The following is a 20,986-nucleotide window of genomic DNA, read 5'->3' on the forward strand; positions in this document are numbered from 1 at the left end:
TTCGGGGGGGGTGTCTCAGATGTCGATGACGCAGTCGCCGACGGCGGCGGTCACGCAGGTCTGCACCTGCTCGTTCGGCTGGGCGTACTCCTCGCCGTTGCGCAGGTCGCGCACCGTGCCGGAGACGAGGGTCAGGGTGCAGGTGTGGCAGATGCCCATCCGGCAGCCGTAGGGCATCCCGACCCCGGCCTGCTCGCCGGCCTCGAGGACGGTCGTGGCCCCGTCGACCTCGGCCTCCTTGCCGGAGTTCTGGAAGCGGATGCGACCGCCCTCTCCCCCGTCACCGCCCAGCTCGAGGGTGAAGCGCTCGAGGTGCAGCCGCTCCTCGAGCCCCGCGGCCTCGTAGTGCGCGGCCACGGCGTCGAGCATCGGGCCGGGCCCACAGGCCCAGGTCTCGCGCTCGCGCCAGTCGGGGCAGACCGCGTCGAGGCCGCGCTCGCGGTCACCGACCTCGAGGATGCCGTCGGTGTCGGTGTGCAGGCGGTGCACGACCAGGCCCTCGTGGGCCTCCTCCAGCCGGGCCAGCTCGTCGCGGAAGATCATCCGCTCGGGGGTCGGCGAGGAGTAGTGCAGGACCACGTCGGGCATCGTGGCGCGCCGGTCGAGAGTGCGCAGCATCGCCATCACCGGCGTGATGCCGGACCCGCCGACCAGGAAGAGCAGCCGCGGCGGTGGCGGGTCGGGCAGCACGAAGTCGCCCTCGGGCTTGGCCAGCCGCACGATCGTGCCCGGCTCGAGACCGTTGACCAGGTGCGAGGAGAGCAGTCCCTCGGGCATCGCGCGCACCGTGATCGCGATGTGGCGACCCGAGCGGCGCGGCGCCGAGCTGACCGAGTAGGAGCGCCACTGGAAGCGGCCCTCGACCTGCACCCCGATGCCGACGTACTGACCGGGGCGGTGGTCGAAGCGCCAGCCCCACCCGGGGCGGATCACCAGGGTGGCGGCGTCCTCGGTCTCCGGGACGACCTTCTCGATGCGTCCGCGCAGCTCGCGCTGGCTCCACAGGGGGTTGATGAGCGAGAGGTAGTCGTCGGGGTGCAGCGGCGTCGTCAGCCGTGCGCCCGCGCGCCGTACGCGCTCCCAGGGGATCGTCGCGCTCACCGGCGCCTCCTCGTCCACGTCGTCTTTACCGGACATAGTGAACAGCCGTGCACCGAGTGGCGTCAACGCCCCGAGGGGATGAGGTGGCCCACGTAGGCTGGAGGCATGGGCTACGACGTGGAGAAGACCGACGCCGAGTGGCGTGAGCAGCTCTCACCCGAGGAGTACGCCGTGCTGCGCCAGGCGGGCACCGAGCGTGCGGGCGTGGGGCGGCTGACCGACACCGAGACGACCGGCGTCTACCGGTGCAAGGCCTGCCAGGCCAAGCTGTTCGAGTCCGACACCAAGTTCCACTCCGGGTGCGGCTGGCCGTCGTTCTACCAGCCGATCAGCGACACCATCGAGTACGTCGAGGACACCTCGCACGGCATGAAGCGCGTCGAGGTGCGCTGCGCCGGGTGCGGCTCGCACCTGGGCCACGTCTTCCCCGACGGCTACGGCACCCCGACCGGCGACCGCTACTGCATCAACTCGGTCAGCATGACCCTCGAGCCCGCCGACGGCTCGGGACCCGTCGCCGGCTGACCTCAGCCGGCGTCGACGAGCTGGGCGAGGACCCGCACCGTGTTGGCGCCGTGCTCCTCGTCGAGGCGCTGCTGCAGCGTGCCGTCGTCGTAGGCGACCTCGGCCACGACCTGCTGGTCCTCCACGTAGGTGCCCACGACGCCGGGCAGCGCGCTGACCTCGCGGGCGATCTCGTTGATCGAGGCCTCGTCGCGCTGGCGCAGCGGCGGGGGCGGGTCCTGCTCGTCCTGGCGCGGCGGGCTGTAGAGCGCCGCGGGGACCGCGTCGGTGACGGTGAAGGTGGTGCCGTCCCACTCGCCGGTGAGAGCGAAGGAGCCCCACCGCACGTCGCCCTGCTTCTCGAAGGCCTGCTGGTCGCGCCAGCGCCACCCCTCGATCGCGGGGCCGCCGCACTGCGGCGGGTAGGACTCCGCCACCGGGCCCAGGCACATCTCGGGCCCCTCGCCGGTGTCCATCACCACCACCAGGTCGCGGGTGCGCACCGGCCCGGGGGCCGCCTGCGGCTCGAGCGGCGCGGGGCTCGACGTGGCACCGTCGTCGACGGCCACCTCGTCGTCTCCCCCGCCGCACGCGGCCAGGCTCATCAGCAGGGGGGCGAGGAGCAGGGCGAGACCGGTCGTACGCCGGCGGGCTGGGGTGCGCATGGGGGTGGGACGGTTCCTCTCGGGCGGGGGTTCCGACCCGGCTCATATCTCACCCTGACCCGGCGCAAACTTCGCGCCCACCCGGCCCGGATCTCTCGTCGAGTCGTCCCGAAGCTGCACCAACGGAGCCGCTGCAGGTTCGGGACGGGTCAGCGCGAGATTTGGGACGGGTCAGGGTGAGATTTGCGCCGGGTCAGCGTGGTGTGGGCCTGGTCAGGGGAGGCGGTGCAGGAGGTCGGGGACCGCGGTGAGCGCGCCGGTGTAGAACGGCACCTCCTCGCGCACGTGGCGCCGGGCGGTGGAGCCGCGCAGGTGCCGCATCAGGTCGACGATGCGGTAGAGCTCGTCGGCCTCGAAGGCCAGCATCCACTCGTAGTCGCCGAGCGCGAAGCTGGCCACGGTGTTGGCGCGCACGTCCTTGTAGTCGCGCGCCATCTTGCCGTGCTCGGCGAGCATCGCACGGCGCTCGCCGTCCTCGAGCAGGTACCACTCGTAGGAGCGCACGAAGGGGTAGACGCACACGTGCTGCTTGGGGTCCTCGTCGGCGAGGAACGCCGGCACGTGGCTCTTGTTGAACTCGGCGGGGCGGTGCAGCGCCATCTGCGACCACACCGGCTCGAGCCGGGCGCCGAAGGCGGTGCGGCGGAAGCGGTGGTAGGCGTCCTGGAGCTGCACCGAGTCGACGGCGTGGGCCCAGACCATCACGTCGGCGTCGGCGCGCAGGCCGCTGACGTCGTAGACGCCGCGCACCACGACGTCGTCGCCGGCGAGCGCGGCGAAGAGCTCCTCGACCTCGCTCGCCTCGGCCGCACGGTCGGCCCCGGGGCCGAGCACGTCGCGCAGGCGGAACACCGACCACATCGTGTAGCGGATCGAGTCGTTGATCTCCCGCACCCGGGAGGCGTTGCTCTGCGTCTCGCTCATGGCCACATTGTGCCAACCGTCCCCACCCGCGGCGCACGCGGTGGGCCGCTCAGCCCCGGCCGAGCCCCGCCTCGCGGGCGGCGATGATCGCCGCGGCCCGGTCGGGGGCCTGCAGCTTGGCGTAGACCGAGGAGACGGTGTTGCGCACCGTCTTGCCCGAGACGAACAGCTCGGCGGCGATCTGGTCGTTGCTGCGCCCGGCGGCCAGCAGGTCGAGCACCTGGTGCTCGCGCTCGCTGAGCTGGGGGAAGGCCGGCGGCGCTGCCGGGCGCGCGGCGCCCACGAAGAGCTGGGCGACCCGCGCCGCCAGGGACGCCCCGAAGACCATGCCGCCGGCGGCCGCCGAGCGCACCGCGTGCAGCACCTCGTCGGCGCCGGCACCCTTGAGCAGGTAGCCGGTGGCGCCCGCCCGGATCGCGCTGACCACGGTCTCGTCGTCCTCGGTCATCGTCAGCATCACGACCCGCACCTGCGGGTGCCGGCCGGTCACGAAGCGGGTCGCCTCGATGCCGTCGAGCCCGGGCATCTGGATGTCCATGACCACGACGTCGGGCAGCACGTCCTCCACCACGTGCAGCGCCTCGCGGCCGTCGGCCGCCTCGCCGACGACCTCGATCCCCTCGAGCGCGCCCAGCAGCGACACCAGCCCCTCCCGCACGATCCGGTGGTCGTCGACGACCACGACCCGCAGCACCCTCACCGCGCCACCCCCAGCGGCAGCCACGCGCGCACCAGGGTGCCGGCCCCGTCGAGGCCCGGGCAGACCACCTCGGCGCGACCGCCCAGCTCGTCGGCGCGCTCGCGCAGCGACAGCATCCCCACGCCGGCCTGCGCCCCCGGCGACACCCCCACCCCGTCGTCGGCGACCTCGACGAGCAGCCCTCCCGCCTCGTGGGCCAGCCGGACCTCGGCGCGACCGGCACGCGCGTGGCGCGCCACGTTGGTCAGCGCCTCGGCCGCGATCCGGTACGCCGCGACCTCCACCGCCGCGGGCAGCTCGGGCAGGTCGGCGGCGCCGACCGAGACCTCGGGCCCGGCCTGCTCGGCCAGCTGGCGCAACGCCCCGACCAGGCCGCGGTCGTCGAGCGCGGGCGGGCGCAGCTCATGCACCAGCCGGCGTACGTCGGCGACGACGTCCTGCACCATCACGGCGGTCTCCTGCAGGCTCGCGCCGGCCGCGGCGGGGTCGCTGCCGACCGTCAGCCGGGCCGTCTCGAGGCGGAAGACCACTCCCCCGAGCGCCGGGCCGAGGCCGTCGTGCAGGTCGCGCCGGATGCGGCGCCGCTCCTCCTCGCGCGCCACCACCAGCCGCTCCCGGCTCTCCTGCAGCTCCTCGGCCAGGCGGGCGGTCCGCACCGCCAGCGCCGCCTGACGCACGAGGTCGCCGAGCAGCCGCTCGTCGCGCGACGAGAGCCGGCTGCGCATCCCGCGGGCCGGCAGCATCAACCGGCCCACCTCACGGCCGCGGTCGGTGATCGGGAGCACCCGCACCTGCGTGGGCTCCGTGCCGTGGCTGGCCGACAGGACCTCCCCGCCGCGTTCGACCTCGACGCGCACGAAGCCGACCCCGAAGGCCGCGGCGACGGCGACGGCCACCTCGCGGAGCTGCGCCGCGGCGTCGTCGGTGTGCTCGAGGCGCGCGGCGAGCCTGGCCACGACGTCGTACGGCGCCGCCCGCTCGCCAAAGACCAGCCGGCGTGCCCACGTCCAGACCCGCGCGCGCAGGGGGACGTGCACCAGCGCCGAGACCAGGAGCACCAGCGCCACCACCTCGCGCTGCGAGAGGCCCTCGCCGCCCCAGCCGGTCAGCAGGGTGTCGAGCAGGCCGACCGCGGCCAGGTCGACGGCGAGGACGAGCAGGCCCAGGCCGGCCCAGGCCAGGGTGCGGGTCAGCAGGTCGCGCACCGGCACCAGGCCGGGCTCGACGACGGCGACGACCATCGCCGCCGCCGGCAGCACCATCACGACGAAGCTGGTGAGCAGGTCGTCCCCGGGGCCGTCGTAGAAGGCACCGGCCACGACGGTCAGGGCCATCACCAGCACGCTCCACAGCAGCCAGCGCATCCGGTCGCGCTCGACACCCTCGGACCCGCGGTAGCGCACCACCACCGTCGCGATCGGCACGGCGAAGCCCAGCACCGTGACGGTCCGGGCGATCGAGGGCGCCGGCTCGCCGAGCCAGCCCAGCGAGAAGGGGTCGGGGTCGAGCGCGGCCGGCAGCGCCGCCGGCACCGGCGCCGGGGTGAGCAGGAAGACCAGGACGGCTCCGCCCATCACCACCAGCACGGCGCCCGAGGCCCGGCCCCAGCGACCCGGCAGGAACCTCCCCGTGGGGAAGAGGAGCAGCAGCACCGCGGCCACGACCGGCAGCAGCGATCCGACCCGGCCCCAGAACCACAGCGCGAGCGTGCTGCCGGGCCACGCGGACGTGTCCGTCACCCCGGCGTACAGCCAGGACTGCGCCAGGCCGTCGACGGCCCAGAAGAGCCCGAACCCGGCGAGCGCCCAGCCGAACCGTGAGCGCGGGTCGCGCGCGGTGACCACGGCGGCCAGCGAGGCGATGACCAGGCCGTTGAGGGTCCAGGGCCAGCCGGGCCCCTGCGTCAGCCGGTCCCCCAGCGAGCCGGCCTCGCCGCGCGCGTCGACGGCGACGCTGGCGACCAGGGCCAGGGCGCACAGCGCCGGCACGCCCGGCCCGGACACGAACCGTCCGACCGGCGTGCGGGCGGGGCGCCGGCCGACCACGAGCACGGGCTCATTGTGGGCGCGCCGACGCCGGCCCGGGAACCGAATTCCCGGACCGGCTCCGGCGCAGGGCACGCAGCGGTCCCGCTCAGGCGGCCCGGGCGCCGCGGTGCACCCGGTCGCCGAGCGCGAAGCCGGTCGCGGTCACCAGCAGCCACAGCGGGCCGGTCATCCCCGCCATGTACTGCAGCGGGGAGATCCCCAGCAGCAGGGTCAGCCCGCCGAGCACCAGCCCCACACGGCCGATCCACGTCGGGACGGCGCCCGCACGGGCGGCGCGCCACACGGCCACGCCCGAGAGCCCGGAGAGCACCCAGCACCACGGGACCGTGGCGATCCAGTGGTTGAAGAACACCACGGCGTGCGGGTCGGCGACGGCGTCCCCGGCCTGCGAGGCGAAGATGAACTCGGTGTCGAGCCCGGTCCCCAGCACGGTGACCAGTGCGGTGCCGAGCAGCCCGGCGGCGGCCACGAAGGGGGCCAGGCCCGTCCCGGGGTGGTCGGCCAGGCGGCGGTGCAGCCCGGCGGCGAAGACGACGGTCGCCACCGCACCCACGAGGGCCAGCACGTGGAAGGCCACGATCACGGGGACCTTGTCGGCGACGGCCAGCGCTATCGCGTCGGGGTCACCCGCCAGGGCCTCGTCGTAGACGGCCGTGACCAGGCCGGAGGTGGCGATGCCGCCGATGCCGGCGGCCGCGGCGGCGATGCCGACGGCGGCCCAGGTGCGCGGGGCGCGCGGCGCGGGGCGCTCCGCGCGGGGCGTGGTGGGCCGCGTCGACCCGGCCCGGTCGGTGCGGACGGGACGGCTGCTGCTGGTGCTCGTGGTGCCGGTGGTGCTCATGGAGGTCCTCTTCTCGGTCGTCGTGGTGGACGACCCGAGACTGCGGGGCGCGGTGTCCCGAGGGGCAGGGACGACGGGGCACGTCCGGTCCCGGGCACGACCCGGGACGGCGGGACCGGTCAGGGACCGGTCAGTGCGGGGAGAGCGCCCGGACGGCCAGGCGCGCGGAGCCGATGACCGCGGGGATGCCCACTCCGTCGTACGCCGCCCCGCACACCGCCAGCCCCGGCACCTCGGCCACGGCCGCGCGCACCCGCGCCACCCGCGCGAGGTGGCCGACGGCGTACTGCGGCAGGCCGCCGCCCCAGCGCTGCACGTGGGTGTCGACAGGGCGGGCCCGGAGCCCGAGGGCCGCGTGCAGGTCGGCGAGCGAGACCTCGACCAGGCGCTCGTCGGGGGCCTGCAGCGCGGCCTCGTCGCCGTGGCGCCCGAGGGAGGTGCGCAGGTGCACCACCCCGGCACCGGCGCCGGCCTCGCGCACCCAGGCCCACTTGGCGAAGGAGAAGGTCGAGGCCTTGATGGCGCGCCCCTCCACCGGCGGCACCAGGAACCCCGAGGAGCCGGTGCCGACCAGCTCGGGCACGTCGTCGGCGGCGAAGGCCAGGGTCACCACACCGACGGAGGCGGCCTCGACCTCGCCCAGCGCGTCGGCGGCGACGGGCGCGACCTCGCCCAGCAGCCGCGCGGTGGCGGCGGCGGGGGTGGCCAGCACGACCGCGTCGGCGGTGACGGTCTCGGCCGCCGTGGTGGGGCCGACGGTGAGCCGGAAGCCGCCGCCGTCGCGGACCAGCGCCCGCACGGTCGCCCCCGTGCGCACCTCGCCGCCGGCGGCGCGCACGGCCGCGGCCACCGCCGCGGGCAGGCGCCCCATGCCGCCGGCGATCCCCGCGAAGACCGGGGCGGCGTACGTCGCCCCCGCGGGCGCCATCGCGGCGCCCTGCTCGAGCAGCGAGCCGCGCTCGGCCATCGCCACCAGCTGCGGCACGGCCGCGCGCGCGGAGATCCGCCGGGCGCGCCCGGCGTACACCCCGCCCAGCAGCGGCTCGACGAGCAGGTCGGTGACGGCCGGCCCGAGCCGGGCGTCGACGAGGTCGCCGACGCTGACGTCGTCGCCGACCTCGCTGGGCGGCAGCGACGGCTCGCGGCGGACCCGGTCGAGGGCGGCCCGGTCGAGCACGCCGGAGGCGTCGAGCTGGTCGAGGTCGAGCGGGACGCCCATCAGCGAGCGCGGCAGCGGGCGCAGCGCGCCGCCGGTCCAGATCCGGGAGGAGACCACCGCGGGGTGCTCGACCTCGAGCCCCACCGAGCGGGCCAGGTCGACGCCCTCGGGACGGCGGTTGAGCATCGCCTCGGCGCCGACGTCGACGCCGACCCCGGCGACCTCGCGGGCGCGCAGCTTGCCGCCGAGCTCGGGCGAGGCCTCGAGCAGCAGCACGTCGCGTCCGGCCAGGGCCAGCTCGTGGGCGGCTGCCAGCCCGGCGATCCCGCCCCCGACGACCACGACGTCCCTGTGCACGCCCCCATGCTGGCACGCGTGCTGGCGCGCACCACCAGCCGGGAACCGGCCGGGGGCAGGCGGCGTCCCACCCCCATGGACGCCACCTCACCCCGTCTGCTGCTGGGCCTGCTTCGGGCCGGCGCCGGCCTCGCTCTCCTGGTCACGCTGACCGCCTGCTCCGACGGCGGCTCCGACAGCGTCGACGGCGGCGGCGAGGCCGCCGAGCCGGCCGTCGGCCTCGACTCGAGCGTCACCCAGGACCGGGGCGGTCGCAACGCCTCCGCGGCCGGGTCCGCCGAGGACGCCACCAGCCCGGTCGAGCGGACGCTGCAGGAGCCGGCGCTGATCTCGACCGGCACCGTCTCCCTGCGCAGCGACGACGTCGCCGACACCCGCTTCGACGTGCAGAAGGTCGCCGACCGCTACCGCGGCCAGGTCACCGACAGCGAGACCCGCACCGACGAGGACGGCGAGGTGCGCGACACCCGGCTGGTGCTGCGGGTGCCCAGCGCCGAGTTCACTGAAGCGATGGACGAGCTCGAGAAGGTCGCCGACCTCGAGAGCTCGACCTCGACCAGCGAGGACGTCACCAACCAGGTCGTCGACACCGAGGTGCGCATCCGGGTGCAGCGCGCCAGCATCGCGCGCATCGAGGAGCTGCTCCAGCGCGCCGGCTCCATCCGCGACGTCGTCGCGGTCGAGAACCAGCTGACCCAGCGCCAGGAACGGCTCGACTCGCTGCTGCGCCAGCAGGCCTACCTGGCGGACCAGACGTCGATGTCGACGATCACCGTGCACGTCGAGCGCACCTACGAGGCGGCCACCGAGCCCGGGACCGACGAGGCCGGCTTCGTCCCGGGGCTGCGGGCCGGCTGGGACGGGCTGACCACCGTGCTGGTGGGGCTGGCCACCGTCACCGGGGCGCTGCTGCCCTTCGCCGCGCTCGCCCTGCTGCTCGGCGTACCGGCCTGGCTGGTGCTGCGGCGCAGGGTCAGCGCTGCTCGAGCGGGTAGCCCTGCACGAACTCCGTGAGCCGGGCGAGCTGGTCGGGGTCGGTGGAGGGGATGACGCCGTGGCCCAGGTTGAAGATGTGGCCGCGGGCCGCACGGCCGGCCTCGATCACCTCGGCGGCCCGGGCGGTCATCACCTCGGTCGGTGCGAAGACCAGCGTCGGGTCGAGGTTGCCCTGCACGCCGCGCCCGCCGACCAGCGGGATCGCCCGCTCCAGCGGGGTGCGCCAGTCGACGCCCACGACGTCGGCCCCGGCCTCGCCCATCAGGTCGAGCAGGTTGGCGGTGCCGACCCCGAAGTGGATGCGCGGCACGCCCAGCGCCCCGGCGCGCTCGAGCACCGTCGTCGAGTGCGGCATCACGTGCTCGGCGTAGTCGGCCGGGGTCAGCGCACCGGCCCAGGAGTCGAAGAGCTGCACGGCCGAGGCGCCCGCCGCGACCTGCACCTCCAGGTAGGAGGCGGCCATCGCGCCGATCTTGCGCATCAGCGCGTCCCAGACCTCGGGTGCGCCGAACATCATCGCCTTGGTCTTCGCGTGCTCCTTCGAGGGCCCGCCCTCCACCAGGTACGACGCCACGGTGAACGGCGCACCGGCGAAGCCGATCAGCGGGGTCGCCCCGAGCTCGCCGACCAGCCCGCGCACGGCCTCGGTGATGAACCCGACGTGCTCGGGGGTCAGGTCGGGGATCCGCTCGACGTCGGCGAGGGTGCGCACCGGCTCGGCGACGACCGGGCCCACCCCGGGCACGATGTCGAGGTCGACCCCGACGGCCTTGAGCGGCAGCACGATGTCGGAGAAGAAGATGGCGGCGTCGACGCCGTAGCGGCGCACCGGCTGCATGGTGATCTCGACGACCAGCTCGGGGTCCATGCAGGCGTCGAGCATGGCCACGCCCTCGCGCACCCGGAGGTACTCCGGCAGCGAGCGACCGGCCTGGCGCATGAACCACACGGGCGTGTGCGGCACCTCCTCGCCTCGGGCCGCGCGCAGGAACGCGCTGTCGTGGGCGGGGTTGGCCGGGGTGCTGGCGACGGAGGTCACGGGTCAAGGGTCGCAGGTGACACGGCGCGTCCGCACATCGGTTCGAGGTCCCCGCGCCTACTGTGGGGGGCATGGTCGTCCGCCAGGAGACGCACCCCGGAGCCGGGGTGCCCGCAGCCCCCGCCGAGTTCACCGCGGCCGTCGCCGGCCTGCGCCAGGCGCGGCTGCGCCCCGAGGTGCTGTGCGAGGAGATGCCCGCCCCGCAGCGCATCGCCCCGTGGGCGTCGGCGCTCAGCGCCGACGTCACCGTCGACGACACCGACGTGGCGACCGGGCGGATCATCCTCCTGCACGACCCCGAGGGCAACGACGCCTGGGGCGGCACGTTCCGCTGCGTGGCCTACGTGCGCGCCGAGATCGAGGTCGAGCTGGTCAGCGACCCGCTGCTGGCCGGGGTCGGCTGGAGCTGGCTCACCGACGCGCTCGACGCCCACGGGGCGTCGTACTCCCACCAGTCGGGCACCGTGACCCGGGTGGCCACCGAGGCGTTCGGCTCGATGGCCGACGAGGGCGGCACCGCCCAGATCGAGGTCCGGGCCTCGTGGACGCCGACGGTCGACGACGACGGCGTGCCCGACACCGTCCCCCACGTCGAGGCCTGGGGCGAGCTGCTGTGCACCGCCGCCGGTCTCGAGCCGGTGCCCGAGGGCGTCGCCGTGCTCCCGAGCCGGCGCGGTCAGCGCGGCTCCCGCTGATGGCCGCCAGTCCCTCCTCCGAGGTCCCCGAGCAGCCCGAGCAGCCCGAGCAGCCCGGGCAGCCCGAGCCGGAGACCCCCGAGACCGCCGAGACCCCTGAGGCCCCGGCCCCCGAGCCCGCACCGCTGCTCACCCTGCGCGACGGCCTCGGCGAGGTCGTCGACACCAAGACCGGCCTCGACGAGCTGTGCGAGGCGATCGCCGCCGGCAGCGGCCCGGTGGCCATCGACGCCGAGCGGGCCTCGGGCTACCGCTACTCCAACCGCGCGTACCTGATCCAGCTGCGCCGCGAGGGCTCGGGCACCCACCTGCTCGACCCGATCGCCTTCGACGGCCTCGCGCCGCTGCAGGAGGCCATCGGCGACGCCGAGTGGATCCTGCACGCCGCCACCCAGGACCTGCCCTGCCTGCGCGCCGAGGGCCTGCGGCCCACCGAGCTCTTCGACACCGAGCTCGCCGGGCGCCTGCTGGGCTACCCGCGGGTCGGTCTGGCGACGCTGGTCGAGACCCTGATCGGTCGCCGGATGAAGAAGGAGCACTCGGCCGTCGACTGGTCCACCCGCCCGCTGCCCCGGCCCTGGCTCGAGTACGCCGCCCTCGACGTCGAGGTGCTCGTCGAGCTGCGCGACCTGATCGCCGACGAGCTGGTGGCCACCGGCAAGGACGAGTGGGCCCGCCAGGAGTTCGAGGCGCTGCGCAGCTTCGAGGCGCCGGTGCGCGTCGACGCCTGGCGTCGTACGTCGGGCCTGCACAAGGTCCGCGGGCGCCGCGCCCTCGGCGCGGTCAAGGCGATGTGGGAGCTGCGCGACGAGATCGCCGAGCAGCGCGACGTGACTCCCGGGCGCATCGTGCCCGACTCGGCGCTGACCGCGGCGGCCACCGCTGCCGTGCTGCCGACCGACCGCACCGCGCTGATGGCCGTCAAGGGCTTCCACGGCCGGGGCGCCGACCGCTACTCCTCGCGCTTCGCCGCGGTGCTGCGCGAGGTGGCCGAGCTGCCCGAGTCCGAGCTGCCGACGCGCACGCCGCGCACCGACGGTCCGCCGCCGCCGCGCGCCTGGGCCGACCGTGACCCGGTGGCCGCGCGGCGCCTGGTGATCGCGCGCGAGGCGATGAGCGGGCTGGCCGAGGAGCACGGCATGCCGCTGGAGAACCTGCTCACCCCCGACCACCTGCGCCGGGTGCTGTGGGCCCCGCCGGCCACCCGCGAGCCCGAGGCGCTGGCGGCCGAGGTCGCCGAGGCGCTCGAGTCGCTCGGGGCGCGCCCCTGGCAGGTCGGGCTGGTCGGCCCGGTCATCGTCGACGCCGTGCTGCGCGGCGACGAGGAGCCGCCCGCCGAGCCCGAGGCCGAGCCCGACGACACCGCCGGGGCCGGCCCGCAGGACGGATAGTCCCCGACGTTCGACACCTCCCACCCGCGTGTCACGGTGTGGAAGGTCAGGGACTAACCCTCCCCGTCGGTCTCCCCGGAGTCCTCAGGGCTCTCGGCGTCCTCCGACTCCTGGAGCTCCTCGAGCTCCTGCTGGAGCCCCTCGGGGTCGAGGACCTCGCGGGAGAGCTGGTCGATCTCGGCGGTGGCGGTCTCGAGGTCCAGCACGCCGGGGGCGGTCACCAGCTCGGCGATCGGGCCGTCGACCAGGCTCTGCAGGGGCGTCCAGGTGTCGAGCAGCGGCGGCACCCGCATCGAGCGCACCGAGTAGGTGAACAGGTCGGCGCGGTCGGGCTGGAGGGCGGGCTGGGTGAAGTCCTCGGTCAGCGCGACCTGCTGGTTGGCCGGCACCAGGTAGCCGGTGCGGGTCAGCTCGCTGACGACCTCGTCGGAGATCATGTGGACCAGCAGGTCGGCGGACTCGGTGACCGACTCGGTGGCCGGGTTGAGGCACAGCCCGGTCAGGTCGCCGATCGTGGCCGCGGAGTCGAGGGTGGGCATCGGCAGCACGTCGAACTCCAGGCCCTCGACGTCGCGCAGCTCGGGCACCAGGTCGCGGTAGCCGGCGATCATGCCGAGCCGTCCGCGCTCGAACCACTCCAGCGGCGTGGCCTTGTCGAGCTGCTCCTCGCTGAGGGTCAGGTTCGGTCGCCGCAGCAGCTCGAGGGTCCGCTCGAGCGCCTCGCGCGACTCGTCGCTCGAGAGCGCCAGCGAGGAGGGCATGTCGGCGTCGTCGAAGATCTCGCCGCCGCCGGAGTAGATGAAGGGCGCCAGCCCGCGCAGCGACGGCTCGATGTAGACGCCCTTGCTGCGCTTGCGCGGCTTGGTGGCGAACTCGGCCGCGGCGCGGAACTCGTCGAAGGTGAAGCGGTTCGAGTCGGGCGAGGGCACGTCGAGCTCGAGCTCCGACATCCGCTCCAGGTCGACGAGGTCGGTGTTGCGGTAGATCACCATCGGCGAGACGCCGAAGGGCATGCACTGCAGCCGGGTGTCGGCGGAGAACGCCTCGAGCGCGTCGCGGGAGTAGCCGTCGCCGAACTCGACCGAGCGCTCGTCGAGCAGCTCGTCGACGGGCATCGCGAAGCCCTCCTCGCGCAGGAAGGTCAGGTCGCGCCGCGAGGCCAGGTAGACGTCGGGGCTGGCCTCGCCGGCGCGCAGCGCGTCGTCGAGCGCGTCACGGTCGGGCCAGGACTCGATGGTCACCGTGCTGGTCGTGGAGGCCTCGTTGTAGTCCTCGACGACCTTCTGGTAGCCGGCGACCTCCTCCTTCTTGCCCCACACGCCGAGGGTCAGCTCGACCTTGGCCTGGGGTGCGGTCACCGGGTCGGGACCCGGCAGCGGCTCGTTGCCGGCGTCGCTGTCGCACGCGGTCGCCACCAGCCCGAGGCCCAGCAGCGCCACGACCGTGGCGACACCCCGCCGGGCATGCCTGCGCTTGCTCTCCACTGCCACCTCGTCCGTCGGGGATCTGCCGCGCCACCCTATCCAGCACGACCCAGTCCGCGGGCCGGGTGCGCGGTCACGATCGCGCAACGTGAGCCGACTCTCGTCTCACCCCAGGCGGTGGAAGCGGCGGGCCTGCGCCACGACGGCCTCGAAGATCGAGCGCTCCAGCGCCGCGCCCTCGCGCCGTACGTCGGCGGGGTCGAGGCGCAGCAGCCGGTCCAGGCGCACCTCGCTGGGTCGCCGCTCGCGGTCCCAGGCCCCCGAGCCGACGTCCATCCAGTGCCGGCCCCAGCGCGCCTCGTCGGCGGCATCGCGGTCGTGGTCCTGGCTGGTGAGCATCAGCCCGTAGACGTGGGCGCGGTCGGCGGCGACCAGCAGCACGGGGCGGTCCTTGCCCTGCGAGGCGTCCTCCTCGTAGGGCACCCAGGCCCACACGACCTCGCCGGGGTCGGGGCGCCCGTCGCGGTTCGGCGCGTAGGTGACGCGCGGGGCGCGGCGCAGCCGCGGGACGGGACCCTTGGCCCGCGGACCGCCGGTCGAGGCACCACGGGTGCGGGAGAAGGCCTTGGGCAGGAAGCTCATGAGGCCTGTGATGGTACGCCGGACCGGGAGCGCCTCACGGCGCGTGGCCGCTCGTAGCGGCTTATTGTGGGACCCGGGGCTGCCGCGGCCCGGCGCACCGTGGTCAAGCATAAGGGCTGTGGCGCGTGGCTCAAGTCGACCGCGGGCAGCGCCCTCCGGCAGGGCTCAGGCCAGGCGCCCGGCGAGCTCGGCGTGACCGGCGGCCTCGAGCTGCTCGGCGACCGCGAGCATGCGGCGTACGTCGTCGTGGGCGGTCTCGGCGCGCGCCGCGCGGCCGGCGCTGACGACCCGCGCGAAGGCCGCGCCGCGGAACAGGACGTCGGCGAAGTCACCCTCGGCGATGCCGCGCAGCACCTCGTCGACCATCGCCTTGAGCTCGTCGGGGCCCGGCGGTTCGGCCACCCCGGCCAGCACCCGGGCGACCGGGGCGCGCGTGCGCCCGTCCTCGAACTCGCCTGCGGCGCGCACCGGCTCGGCGTGCACCCACGAGCGCAGCAGGTAGAGCCGCCACAGGCAGCCGGCCAGCGAGTCGGCGGGCGAGCCGGCCCAGACCTCGGCGACCGCCTCGATGCCCTCGGTGTCGGCGAGGTGCAGCAGCCGCTCGGCCACCGCCTCGTCGCCGCTCTCGCGGGCCCCGCGCACCAGCAGCTGTGCGGCGCGGTCGGCGGCCTCGGTGACCAGGGCGGGGTCAACCCCGCCCTCGACCTCGTCGAAGAACTTCGCGGTGGCCGGGACCGGTCGGTGGTGCGGTCGGCCGCGCGGGGAGGGCGTGGAGCTGCTCACCGGCCCCACGCTACGCCCGGCGCCTCAGCCGAGGACCTTGCGGATCCGCTGGTCGGAGACGGGCCCGTCGGTGCCGAGCTGCTGGGCCCACAGCGAGACGCGGTACTCCTCCAGCATCCAGCGCACGGTGCGCAGCGCCTCCCCGGGCGGGCGCCCCTCGGGCAGGGCCGCCAGGCGGTGCAGGTAGGACTCCTGCAGCTCGGCGACGGCATCCATCAGGCGACGGTCCTGCCCGACCGCGAGGTGCCCGCCGTCGAGCTTCTCGCGGCGGACCAGCAGGGCGGCCAGGTAGGTCGGGTAGCGCCGCAGCCGCGACGGCCCGGCCTGGGCGACGAAGCCGCGGTGCACCAGCCGCTCGAGCTGGGCCCGCATGTCGGTCAGCGCGGGCAGCACCGTCATCTCGGCGCGGCCCGACAGCGCCTTCTCGGCGCGACGCCACGCCTCCAGCACCCGCACCACGTCGGCCAGCACACCCCGCAGCCGCGCCTCGAGGTCGGCGCCCACCACCCCCAGCAGCGCGTCGTACGCCGCCCGGGTGCGCACCGCGGGCCGCGCGTCGACCGCCTCCTGCACGACCGCGGCGCGGCAGTCCTCGAGCAGCTCGGCCACCGAGGGGTAGGGCGAGCCGGCGAGGCCGAGCTTCTGGGCGTTGTCGAGGCCGTCGAGGACGCGCTTGACCGAGGCGTCGCCGCCCCGGTCGAGGTCGAGGAGCAGCAGCCGGCGCACGCCGAGGCGGTGCCGGGCGTCGCGCTCGTCCTCGGAGCCGGCGACCTGCAGCCCGACGGTGGCGCCCTCGTCGACCAGGCCGGGGTAGGCGGTCACCTCGTGGCCGGCGCGCTTCTGGGTGAAGGAGGCCTCCAGGTCGCCGAAGACCCACGTGGTCTCGCCGGTGCGCGCCAGGCCCGAGTCGGAGGCGACGTCGGCCAGCGCCTGGGTGAACTGCCCGCGCAGCGGCGCCTTGAGGGCCTCGAGGTCCTTGCCGCGGGCCTGCTCGCGCCCGCGGTCGTCGACGACGCGGTAGGTGGGGCGCAGGTGCTCGGGCACCTTGGTCCAGTCCCAGGCCTCGCGGGGCACCACGACCCCGCCGGTGGCGCGGCACCAGCGCTCGAGGGCGTCGAGCAGCGGCTCCTCCCCCGGCGGCGTGGACCGCAGGAACTCGCGGGCCTTGTCGGGGGCGGGCACGAAGCTGACCCGCAGGTTCCTGGGCAGGCTGCGGATCAGGCTGGTCACCAGCTCCTCCCGCAGGCCCGGCACGTTCCAGGAGAAGTCGTCGGCGGCGACCCGGTTGAGGGTCGCGACCGGCACGTCGATGGTCAGCCCGTCGTCGGCGGCGCCCGGCTCGAAGTGGTAGGCGATCGAGAAGGTCAGCCCCTCGCCCTCCCACAGCTCGGGGTAGTCGTCCTCGCGCACCTCCTCGGCGGTGTCGTGGGTCAGCATCGAGGGGTCGAAGTCCAGGAGCCGGCCGTTGCGCTGGCGCTCCTTCTTCCACCACTGGTCGAAGTGCGCGCCGCTGACCACGTCGGGGCCCACCCGCGCGTCGTAGAAGTCGAAGAGGGTCTCCTCGTCGACGACGATGTCGCGGCGCCGGGCCCGGTGCTCGAGCTCGGCGGCCTCCTCGAGCCGCTGGCGGTTGCGCTCGAGGAACTTCTGCTGGGTGCGCCACTCGCCCTGCACCAGGGCGTGGCGGATGAACAGCTCACGCGCGACCTCGCGGTCGACCTTGCCGTAGGAGACGAGCCGGTCCGCGACCAGCGGGACGCCGTACAGGGTGGCGCGCTCGTAGGCCATCACGGCGGCGCGCTTGGTGCTCCAGTGCGGCTCCGAGAAGGTGCGCTTGACCAGGTCACCGCCCAGGCGCTCGGCCCAGGCGGGGTCGATGGCCGCGACCTGGCGCGCCCACAGCCGGCTGGTCTCGACGAGCTCGCCGGCCATCACGTAGGCCGGGTTCTTCCTCGACAACCCGCTGCCGGGGAAGATCGCGAAGCGGGCGCCGCGGGCGCCCTGGTACTCGCGCATCGGGCGCCGCCCCTTGGGCTTGGCCCCCGGCGCCGGCTTGTCGCGCTCCTCGAGCACGCCGATCTGCGACAGCAGCCCCGAGAGCAGCGACTGGTGGATGCCGTCGGCGTCGTACGCCGCCCCGCCGGCCGAGCCGGTGCGTCCCAGGTCGAGGCCCATCTCCTTGCAGACCTGGCGCAGCTGGGACTCGAAGTCCTGCCACTCGCGCACCCTCAGGTAGTTGAGGAACTCCCGCTTGCACATGCGGCGGAAGGCGCTCGAGCTGAGCTCCTTCTGCTGCTCCTTGACGTAGCGCCACAGGTTCAACCAGGTGAGGAAGTCGGACTCCTCGGCGTTGAAGCGGGCGTGCTGCTGGTCGGCCTGGGCGCGCTGCTCGGCGGGCCGCTCGCGCGGGTCCTGCAGGCTCAGCGCCGCGGTGATGACCAGCACCTCGCGCAGGCAGCCGAGGCCCTCGGCCTCGAGCACCATCCGGCCCAGGCGCGGGTCGAGGGGCATCCGGGCCAGCCGCTGGCCCAGACGGGTCAGCCGGGGGCCCCTGTCACCGCCGACCTGCAGGGCGCCGAGCTCCTCGAGCAGCTGCACGCCCGAGGCGACGTTGCGGCGGTCGGGCGGCTCGACGAAGGGGAAGCCGGCGACGTCGCCGAGGCCCAGGCTGGTCATCTGCAGGATGACGCTGGCCAGGTTGGTGCGCAGGATCTCGGGGTCGGTGAACTCGGGGCGGGCCTCGAAGTCCTCCTCGGAGTAGAGCCGGACCGCGATGCCGGCCGCGACCCGGCCGCAGCGCCCGGAGCGCTGGTTGGCCGAGGCCCGGCTGATCGGCTCGACCGGCAGCCGCTGCACCTTGGTGCGTGCGGAGTAGCGCGAGATGCGCGCGACGCCGGTGTCGACGACGTACCGGATGCCGGGCACGGTCAGGGAGGTCTCGGCGACGTTGGTGGCCAGCACGATGCGGCGACCGGTGTGGGAGGAGAAGACGCGGTGCTGCTCGGCGGCCGAGAGCCGCGAGTAGAGCGGCACCACCTCGGTGCCGCCTCCGCGGGTGGAGGTGGTCAGCTCGGCCAGGGCGTCGGCGGTGTCGCGGATCTCGCGCTCGCCGGGCAGGAAGACCAGCACGTCACCGGGGCCCTCGGCGCTGAGCTCGCGCACCGCGTCGACGATCGCCTCGGTCTGGTCGCGCTGGACCGGCTCGCCGTCCTCGTCGTCCTCGCCGAGGTCCAGGAGCGGGCGGTAGCGGACCTCGACGGGGTAGGTGCGACCGGAGACCTCCACGACCGGGGCGGGGTTGCCGTCGCGGTCGGCGAAGTGGGTGGCGAAGCGCTCGACGTCGATGGTCGCGGAGGTGATGACCAGCTTGAGGTCGGGGCGGCGCGGCAGCAGCCGCTTGAGGTAGCCGAGCAGGAAGTCGATGTTGAGCGAGCGCTCGTGGGCCTCGTCGATGATGATCGTGTCGTACTTCCACAGCATCCGGTCGCGCTGCAGCTCGGCGAGCAGGATGCCGTCGGTCATCAGCTTGACCCGCGTGGCGCGCGAGGTGCGGTCGTTGAAGCGCACCTGGTAGCCGACCACCGACTCCTCGCCCAGCGGCTGGCCGAGCTCGTCGCCGATCCGCTCGGCCACCGAGCGCGCCGCGATCCGGCGGGGCTGGGTGTGCCCGATCAGCCCGCCGCGACGACGGGTCCTCCCGTCGCGCGCGGTGTGCTCGGTGGAGCGCCCGCGGCCCAGCTCGAGACAGATCTTCGGCAGCTGGGTGGTCTTGCCCGACCCGGTCTCGCCCGCGACCACGACGACCTGGTGGTCGCGGATCGCCTCGGCGATGTCCTCGCGGCGCTGGGTGACCGGCAGCTCGGGCGGGTAGGAGATCTCGAGCGGGCTGCTGGTCGGCTCGGGTGCCGTCGTACCTGCCGCGTCCATGACCAGCCGATCCTCTCAAACACCCCCACACCCCGCCGACTCGGCCGGTTCGGACCGGCCGGGTCGGCGTGGGTCGGGCTCAGTCGGTGGGGACGTCCTTGAGGACGCTGCGGAAGCCGCGCAGCCGGTACTCGTCGACGTCGTAGCGGCTGCCCTCGCTCAGGCCCACCACCCAGATGACGTAGGGGCGCTCGGCCTTGCGGTCGTGCACCACCTCGTCGCCCACCTTGTCGAGGCGCCACTCGCGGTAGCGGCGGCCCAGCTGGGTGCGCTCGACCAGCCGCCCCTTGCGGTTCTCGAAGTGGACGACCAGGTAGGGCAGTGCGCCGTTGCGGTGGCGTTGCGAGCGACCACCGGTGACCCGCAGCTGCAGCTTCTTGTAGTGGCCGTCCGCGGTCGGCGGGAGGTAGACGCCGTTGGAAGTCACGACGTGCGCCTCCGCGGACCGGCTGCAGCGCAGCTCCGAGAAGTACCCGACCGACCCGGGGAGCCGACGCGAGGACGGGCTCTTCAGCCGCGAGCACCGCCCCACGTTCCGGTGGATCTCGGCATCCGCGGGCCGCATCCTCAGGTCGAACTTGTGCTGCCTCAGACGCTGGGCCACGACGGCGACCGTGGTCTCGACCGGAGCACTCCGGTTGCCCGCCTCGTCCTCCACCTCGGCGCGCACCACGTACTCACCCGTGGGCAGACTGGTGCCGTCACGCCGCGTGCCACGCCAGGTGGCGACCCGGAGGTCCGTACCTCGACGCTTCTCGAGATCACCGCTCGCGACCACCTCGCCGTCGACCGCCTCGACGACGTAGGAGCCCCCGACCGTGTCGGCGGGGACCGCAGCCTTGATGACGGTGGCGTCGAGGTACTTGTCACGCGGCGGGTAGATCGTGTCCCGCGAGAGCGTCAGGGAGCCGATGACCGGGACCGTCCGGTCGACGACCACCGTGCCGGTCAGGTCGTCCGCCAGGTCGCCGAAGACCGGCGTGCTGCTGGACAGCTCCGCGCGCAGCTCGTGCTCCGTCTCGTCGAGGCCGGCAGGGACCTGCACGGCGAAGCGCACCCGTGTGCCGGTCAACCTGGAGCGGCTGGACCACGACGACTCGCCCGACGCGACCGGCGGACCCGCGGGGTCGGCGTCCCGGAGCTCCCAGGCGACGTGGCCGTAGCGGCCGGGCAGCTCCTGGTCGGCGACTCCGTCCACGAAGGCCTCACCCTCGTTCACCCGGACAGTGCCGCCCCACGAGACCTGCAGCGCGCGCAGCACGACCAGGCGCTCAGAACGCTCGACCTGGGTGCACGAGCGCTTCACGCACCCCTCCACGGTGACTCGCCCGGCGCCGTCCACGGGCAGCGCCACGGTGGTGGGGCCGTCGGCGGCCAACGTGGTCCGGTGTCCCTTCCACGACGCCCGAAGCGTGTCGTAGCTGGTGTCGGCGACCTCGACGACGTACTCGTCGATGGTGGGGTTGATCCCCTTGATGTCGGGGAGGACGACGGTTGCTGACCTCTCCTCATCCTGGGTCGTGTCCTCGGCGGAGACGGGGGCCGTGACCCCCAGCAGCAGGGCGAGCAGGAGCAGGGCGGAGAGCACGGAGGCGTGCGCGCGCGGGAGGAGCATGGAGCGGTCCAGACGGTCGGGCGGAGCGGCACCAGACCGCGTGTCGGGCGGCAGGTTACGTGGCTCACGGGCCGCGACGACAACTCGCCCCGAGCGCGCGGCGGCGCGCTGCCGCCGTACGATCACGCGCGATCTTGGATTTCGGGGCGCGATCTGGTCCTCTGGGAGTCGTAGA

The 20,986-nt window shown here is 74.6% G+C and carries 17 protein-coding genes; 4 read left to right on the plus strand and 13 right to left on the minus strand.

Annotation, left to right across the window (positions count from 1 at the left end):
• Positions 1–15 precede the first annotated feature (15 nt).
• Entirely contained in the window at positions 16–1,101 is a 1,086-nt protein-coding gene (locus H0S66_RS03455) for a ferredoxin reductase (protein WP_258017079.1), read from the minus strand.
• A gap of 105 nt (positions 1,102–1,206) precedes the next feature.
• Between H0S66_RS03455 and msrB the strand changes: the two genes are divergently transcribed.
• A complete protein-coding gene (gene msrB / locus H0S66_RS03460; RefSeq protein WP_179614157.1) occupies positions 1,207–1,626 on the plus strand; it encodes a peptide-methionine (R)-S-oxide reductase MsrB in 420 nt (139 codons plus the stop codon).
• 2 nt (positions 1,627–1,628) lie between these two features.
• Here the strand turns inward: msrB and H0S66_RS03465 are convergent, their stop codons facing one another.
• The 6 genes from H0S66_RS03465 to hemG all read right to left on the minus strand — a co-directional run bounded on the left by H0S66_RS03465 (position 1,629) and on the right by hemG (position 8,299).
• The gene (locus H0S66_RS03465) at positions 1,629–2,270 is read right to left on the minus strand and encodes a hypothetical protein (RefSeq protein ID WP_179614158.1); all 642 of its coding nucleotides are present in this window, start codon (positions 2,268–2,270) and stop codon (positions 1,629–1,631) included.
• A gap of 213 nt (positions 2,271–2,483) precedes the next feature.
• Entirely contained in the window at positions 2,484–3,194 is a 711-nt protein-coding gene (gene hemQ, locus H0S66_RS03470; protein ID WP_179614159.1) for a hydrogen peroxide-dependent heme synthase, read from the minus strand.
• Between the two features lie 49 nt (positions 3,195–3,243).
• On the minus strand, positions 3,244–3,894 hold the full coding sequence (locus tag H0S66_RS03475) for a response regulator transcription factor (protein WP_258017080.1): 651 nt from the start codon (positions 3,892–3,894) through the stop codon (positions 3,244–3,246).
• Positions 3,891–5,945, minus strand: coding sequence for a sensor histidine kinase (locus H0S66_RS03480; protein WP_179614160.1), 2,055 nt, complete (start codon positions 5,943–5,945; stop codon positions 3,891–3,893). Before H0S66_RS03480 ends, H0S66_RS03475 begins: the two co-directional genes overlap by 4 nt.
• 82 nt (positions 5,946–6,027) lie before the next feature.
• On the minus strand, positions 6,028–6,783 hold the full coding sequence (locus H0S66_RS03485) for a hypothetical protein (RefSeq protein WP_179614161.1): 756 nt from the start codon (positions 6,781–6,783) through the stop codon (positions 6,028–6,030).
• Between the two features lie 130 nt (positions 6,784–6,913).
• The gene (gene hemG, locus H0S66_RS03490; RefSeq protein ID WP_219633611.1) at positions 6,914–8,299 is read right to left on the minus strand and encodes a protoporphyrinogen oxidase; all 1,386 of its coding nucleotides are present in this window, start codon (positions 8,297–8,299) and stop codon (positions 6,914–6,916) included.
• Positions 8,300–8,305: 6 nt separating this feature from the next.
• Here hemG and H0S66_RS03495 point away from each other — a divergent pair, with 6 nt between their 5' ends.
• Positions 8,306–9,313 carry a DUF4349 domain-containing protein gene (locus tag H0S66_RS03495; protein WP_180923782.1) on the plus strand — a complete coding sequence of 336 codons (1,008 nt, stop codon included), beginning with the start codon at positions 8,306–8,308 and terminating at the stop codon, positions 9,311–9,313.
• On the opposite strand, the gene hemE is transcribed toward H0S66_RS03495, so the two are convergent.
• Positions 9,273–10,235 (minus strand): uroporphyrinogen decarboxylase, encoded by a 963-nt coding sequence (gene hemE / locus H0S66_RS03500; protein WP_370463684.1) that lies wholly within the window; start codon positions 10,233–10,235, stop codon positions 9,273–9,275. The two genes, H0S66_RS03495 and hemE, sit on opposite strands and share 41 nt — an antisense overlap.
• A gap of 170 nt (positions 10,236–10,405) precedes the next feature.
• Between hemE and H0S66_RS03505 the strand changes: the two genes are divergently transcribed.
• Positions 10,406–11,029, plus strand: a complete 624-nt coding sequence (locus tag H0S66_RS03505) for a DUF3000 domain-containing protein (protein ID WP_179614164.1) — start codon at positions 10,406–10,408, stop codon at positions 11,027–11,029.
• Entirely contained in the window at positions 11,029–12,420 is a 1,392-nt protein-coding gene (locus tag H0S66_RS03510; protein WP_179614165.1) for an HRDC domain-containing protein, read from the plus strand. The genes H0S66_RS03505 and H0S66_RS03510 overlap by 1 nt, the downstream gene beginning before the upstream one ends.
• A gap of 53 nt (positions 12,421–12,473) precedes the next feature.
• On the opposite strand, the gene H0S66_RS03515 is transcribed toward H0S66_RS03510, so the two are convergent.
• The 5 genes from H0S66_RS03515 to H0S66_RS03535 all read right to left on the minus strand — a co-directional run bounded on the left by H0S66_RS03515 (position 12,474) and on the right by H0S66_RS03535 (position 20,811).
• Positions 12,474–13,904 carry an ABC transporter substrate-binding protein gene (locus H0S66_RS03515; protein WP_179614166.1) on the minus strand — a complete coding sequence of 477 codons (1,431 nt, stop codon included), beginning with the start codon at positions 13,902–13,904 and terminating at the stop codon, positions 12,474–12,476.
• A 105-nt stretch (positions 13,905–14,009) separates the two neighbouring features.
• Complete coding sequence (locus H0S66_RS03520; protein ID WP_218876214.1) at positions 14,010–14,486, minus strand: type II toxin-antitoxin system PemK/MazF family toxin; 477 nt, start codon at positions 14,484–14,486, stop codon at positions 14,010–14,012.
• A 165-nt stretch (positions 14,487–14,651) separates the two neighbouring features.
• A complete protein-coding gene (locus H0S66_RS03525; protein ID WP_179614168.1) occupies positions 14,652–15,269 on the minus strand; it encodes a hypothetical protein in 618 nt (205 codons plus the stop codon).
• Positions 15,270–15,293: 24 nt separating this feature from the next.
• The gene (hrpA, locus tag H0S66_RS03530; RefSeq protein ID WP_179614169.1) at positions 15,294–19,196 is read right to left on the minus strand and encodes an ATP-dependent RNA helicase HrpA; all 3,903 of its coding nucleotides are present in this window, start codon (positions 19,194–19,196) and stop codon (positions 15,294–15,296) included.
• Between the two features lie 79 nt (positions 19,197–19,275).
• Positions 19,276–20,811: a hypothetical protein gene (locus tag H0S66_RS03535; RefSeq protein ID WP_179614170.1), complete on the minus strand. Its 1,536-nt coding sequence runs from the start codon at positions 20,809–20,811 to the stop codon at positions 19,276–19,278.
• Positions 20,812–20,986 lie beyond the last annotated feature (175 nt).

This window comes from Nocardioides marinisabuli (assembly GCF_013466785.1).
Taxonomy (GTDB): Bacteria; Actinomycetota; Actinomycetes; order Propionibacteriales; family Nocardioidaceae; genus Nocardioides; species Nocardioides marinisabuli.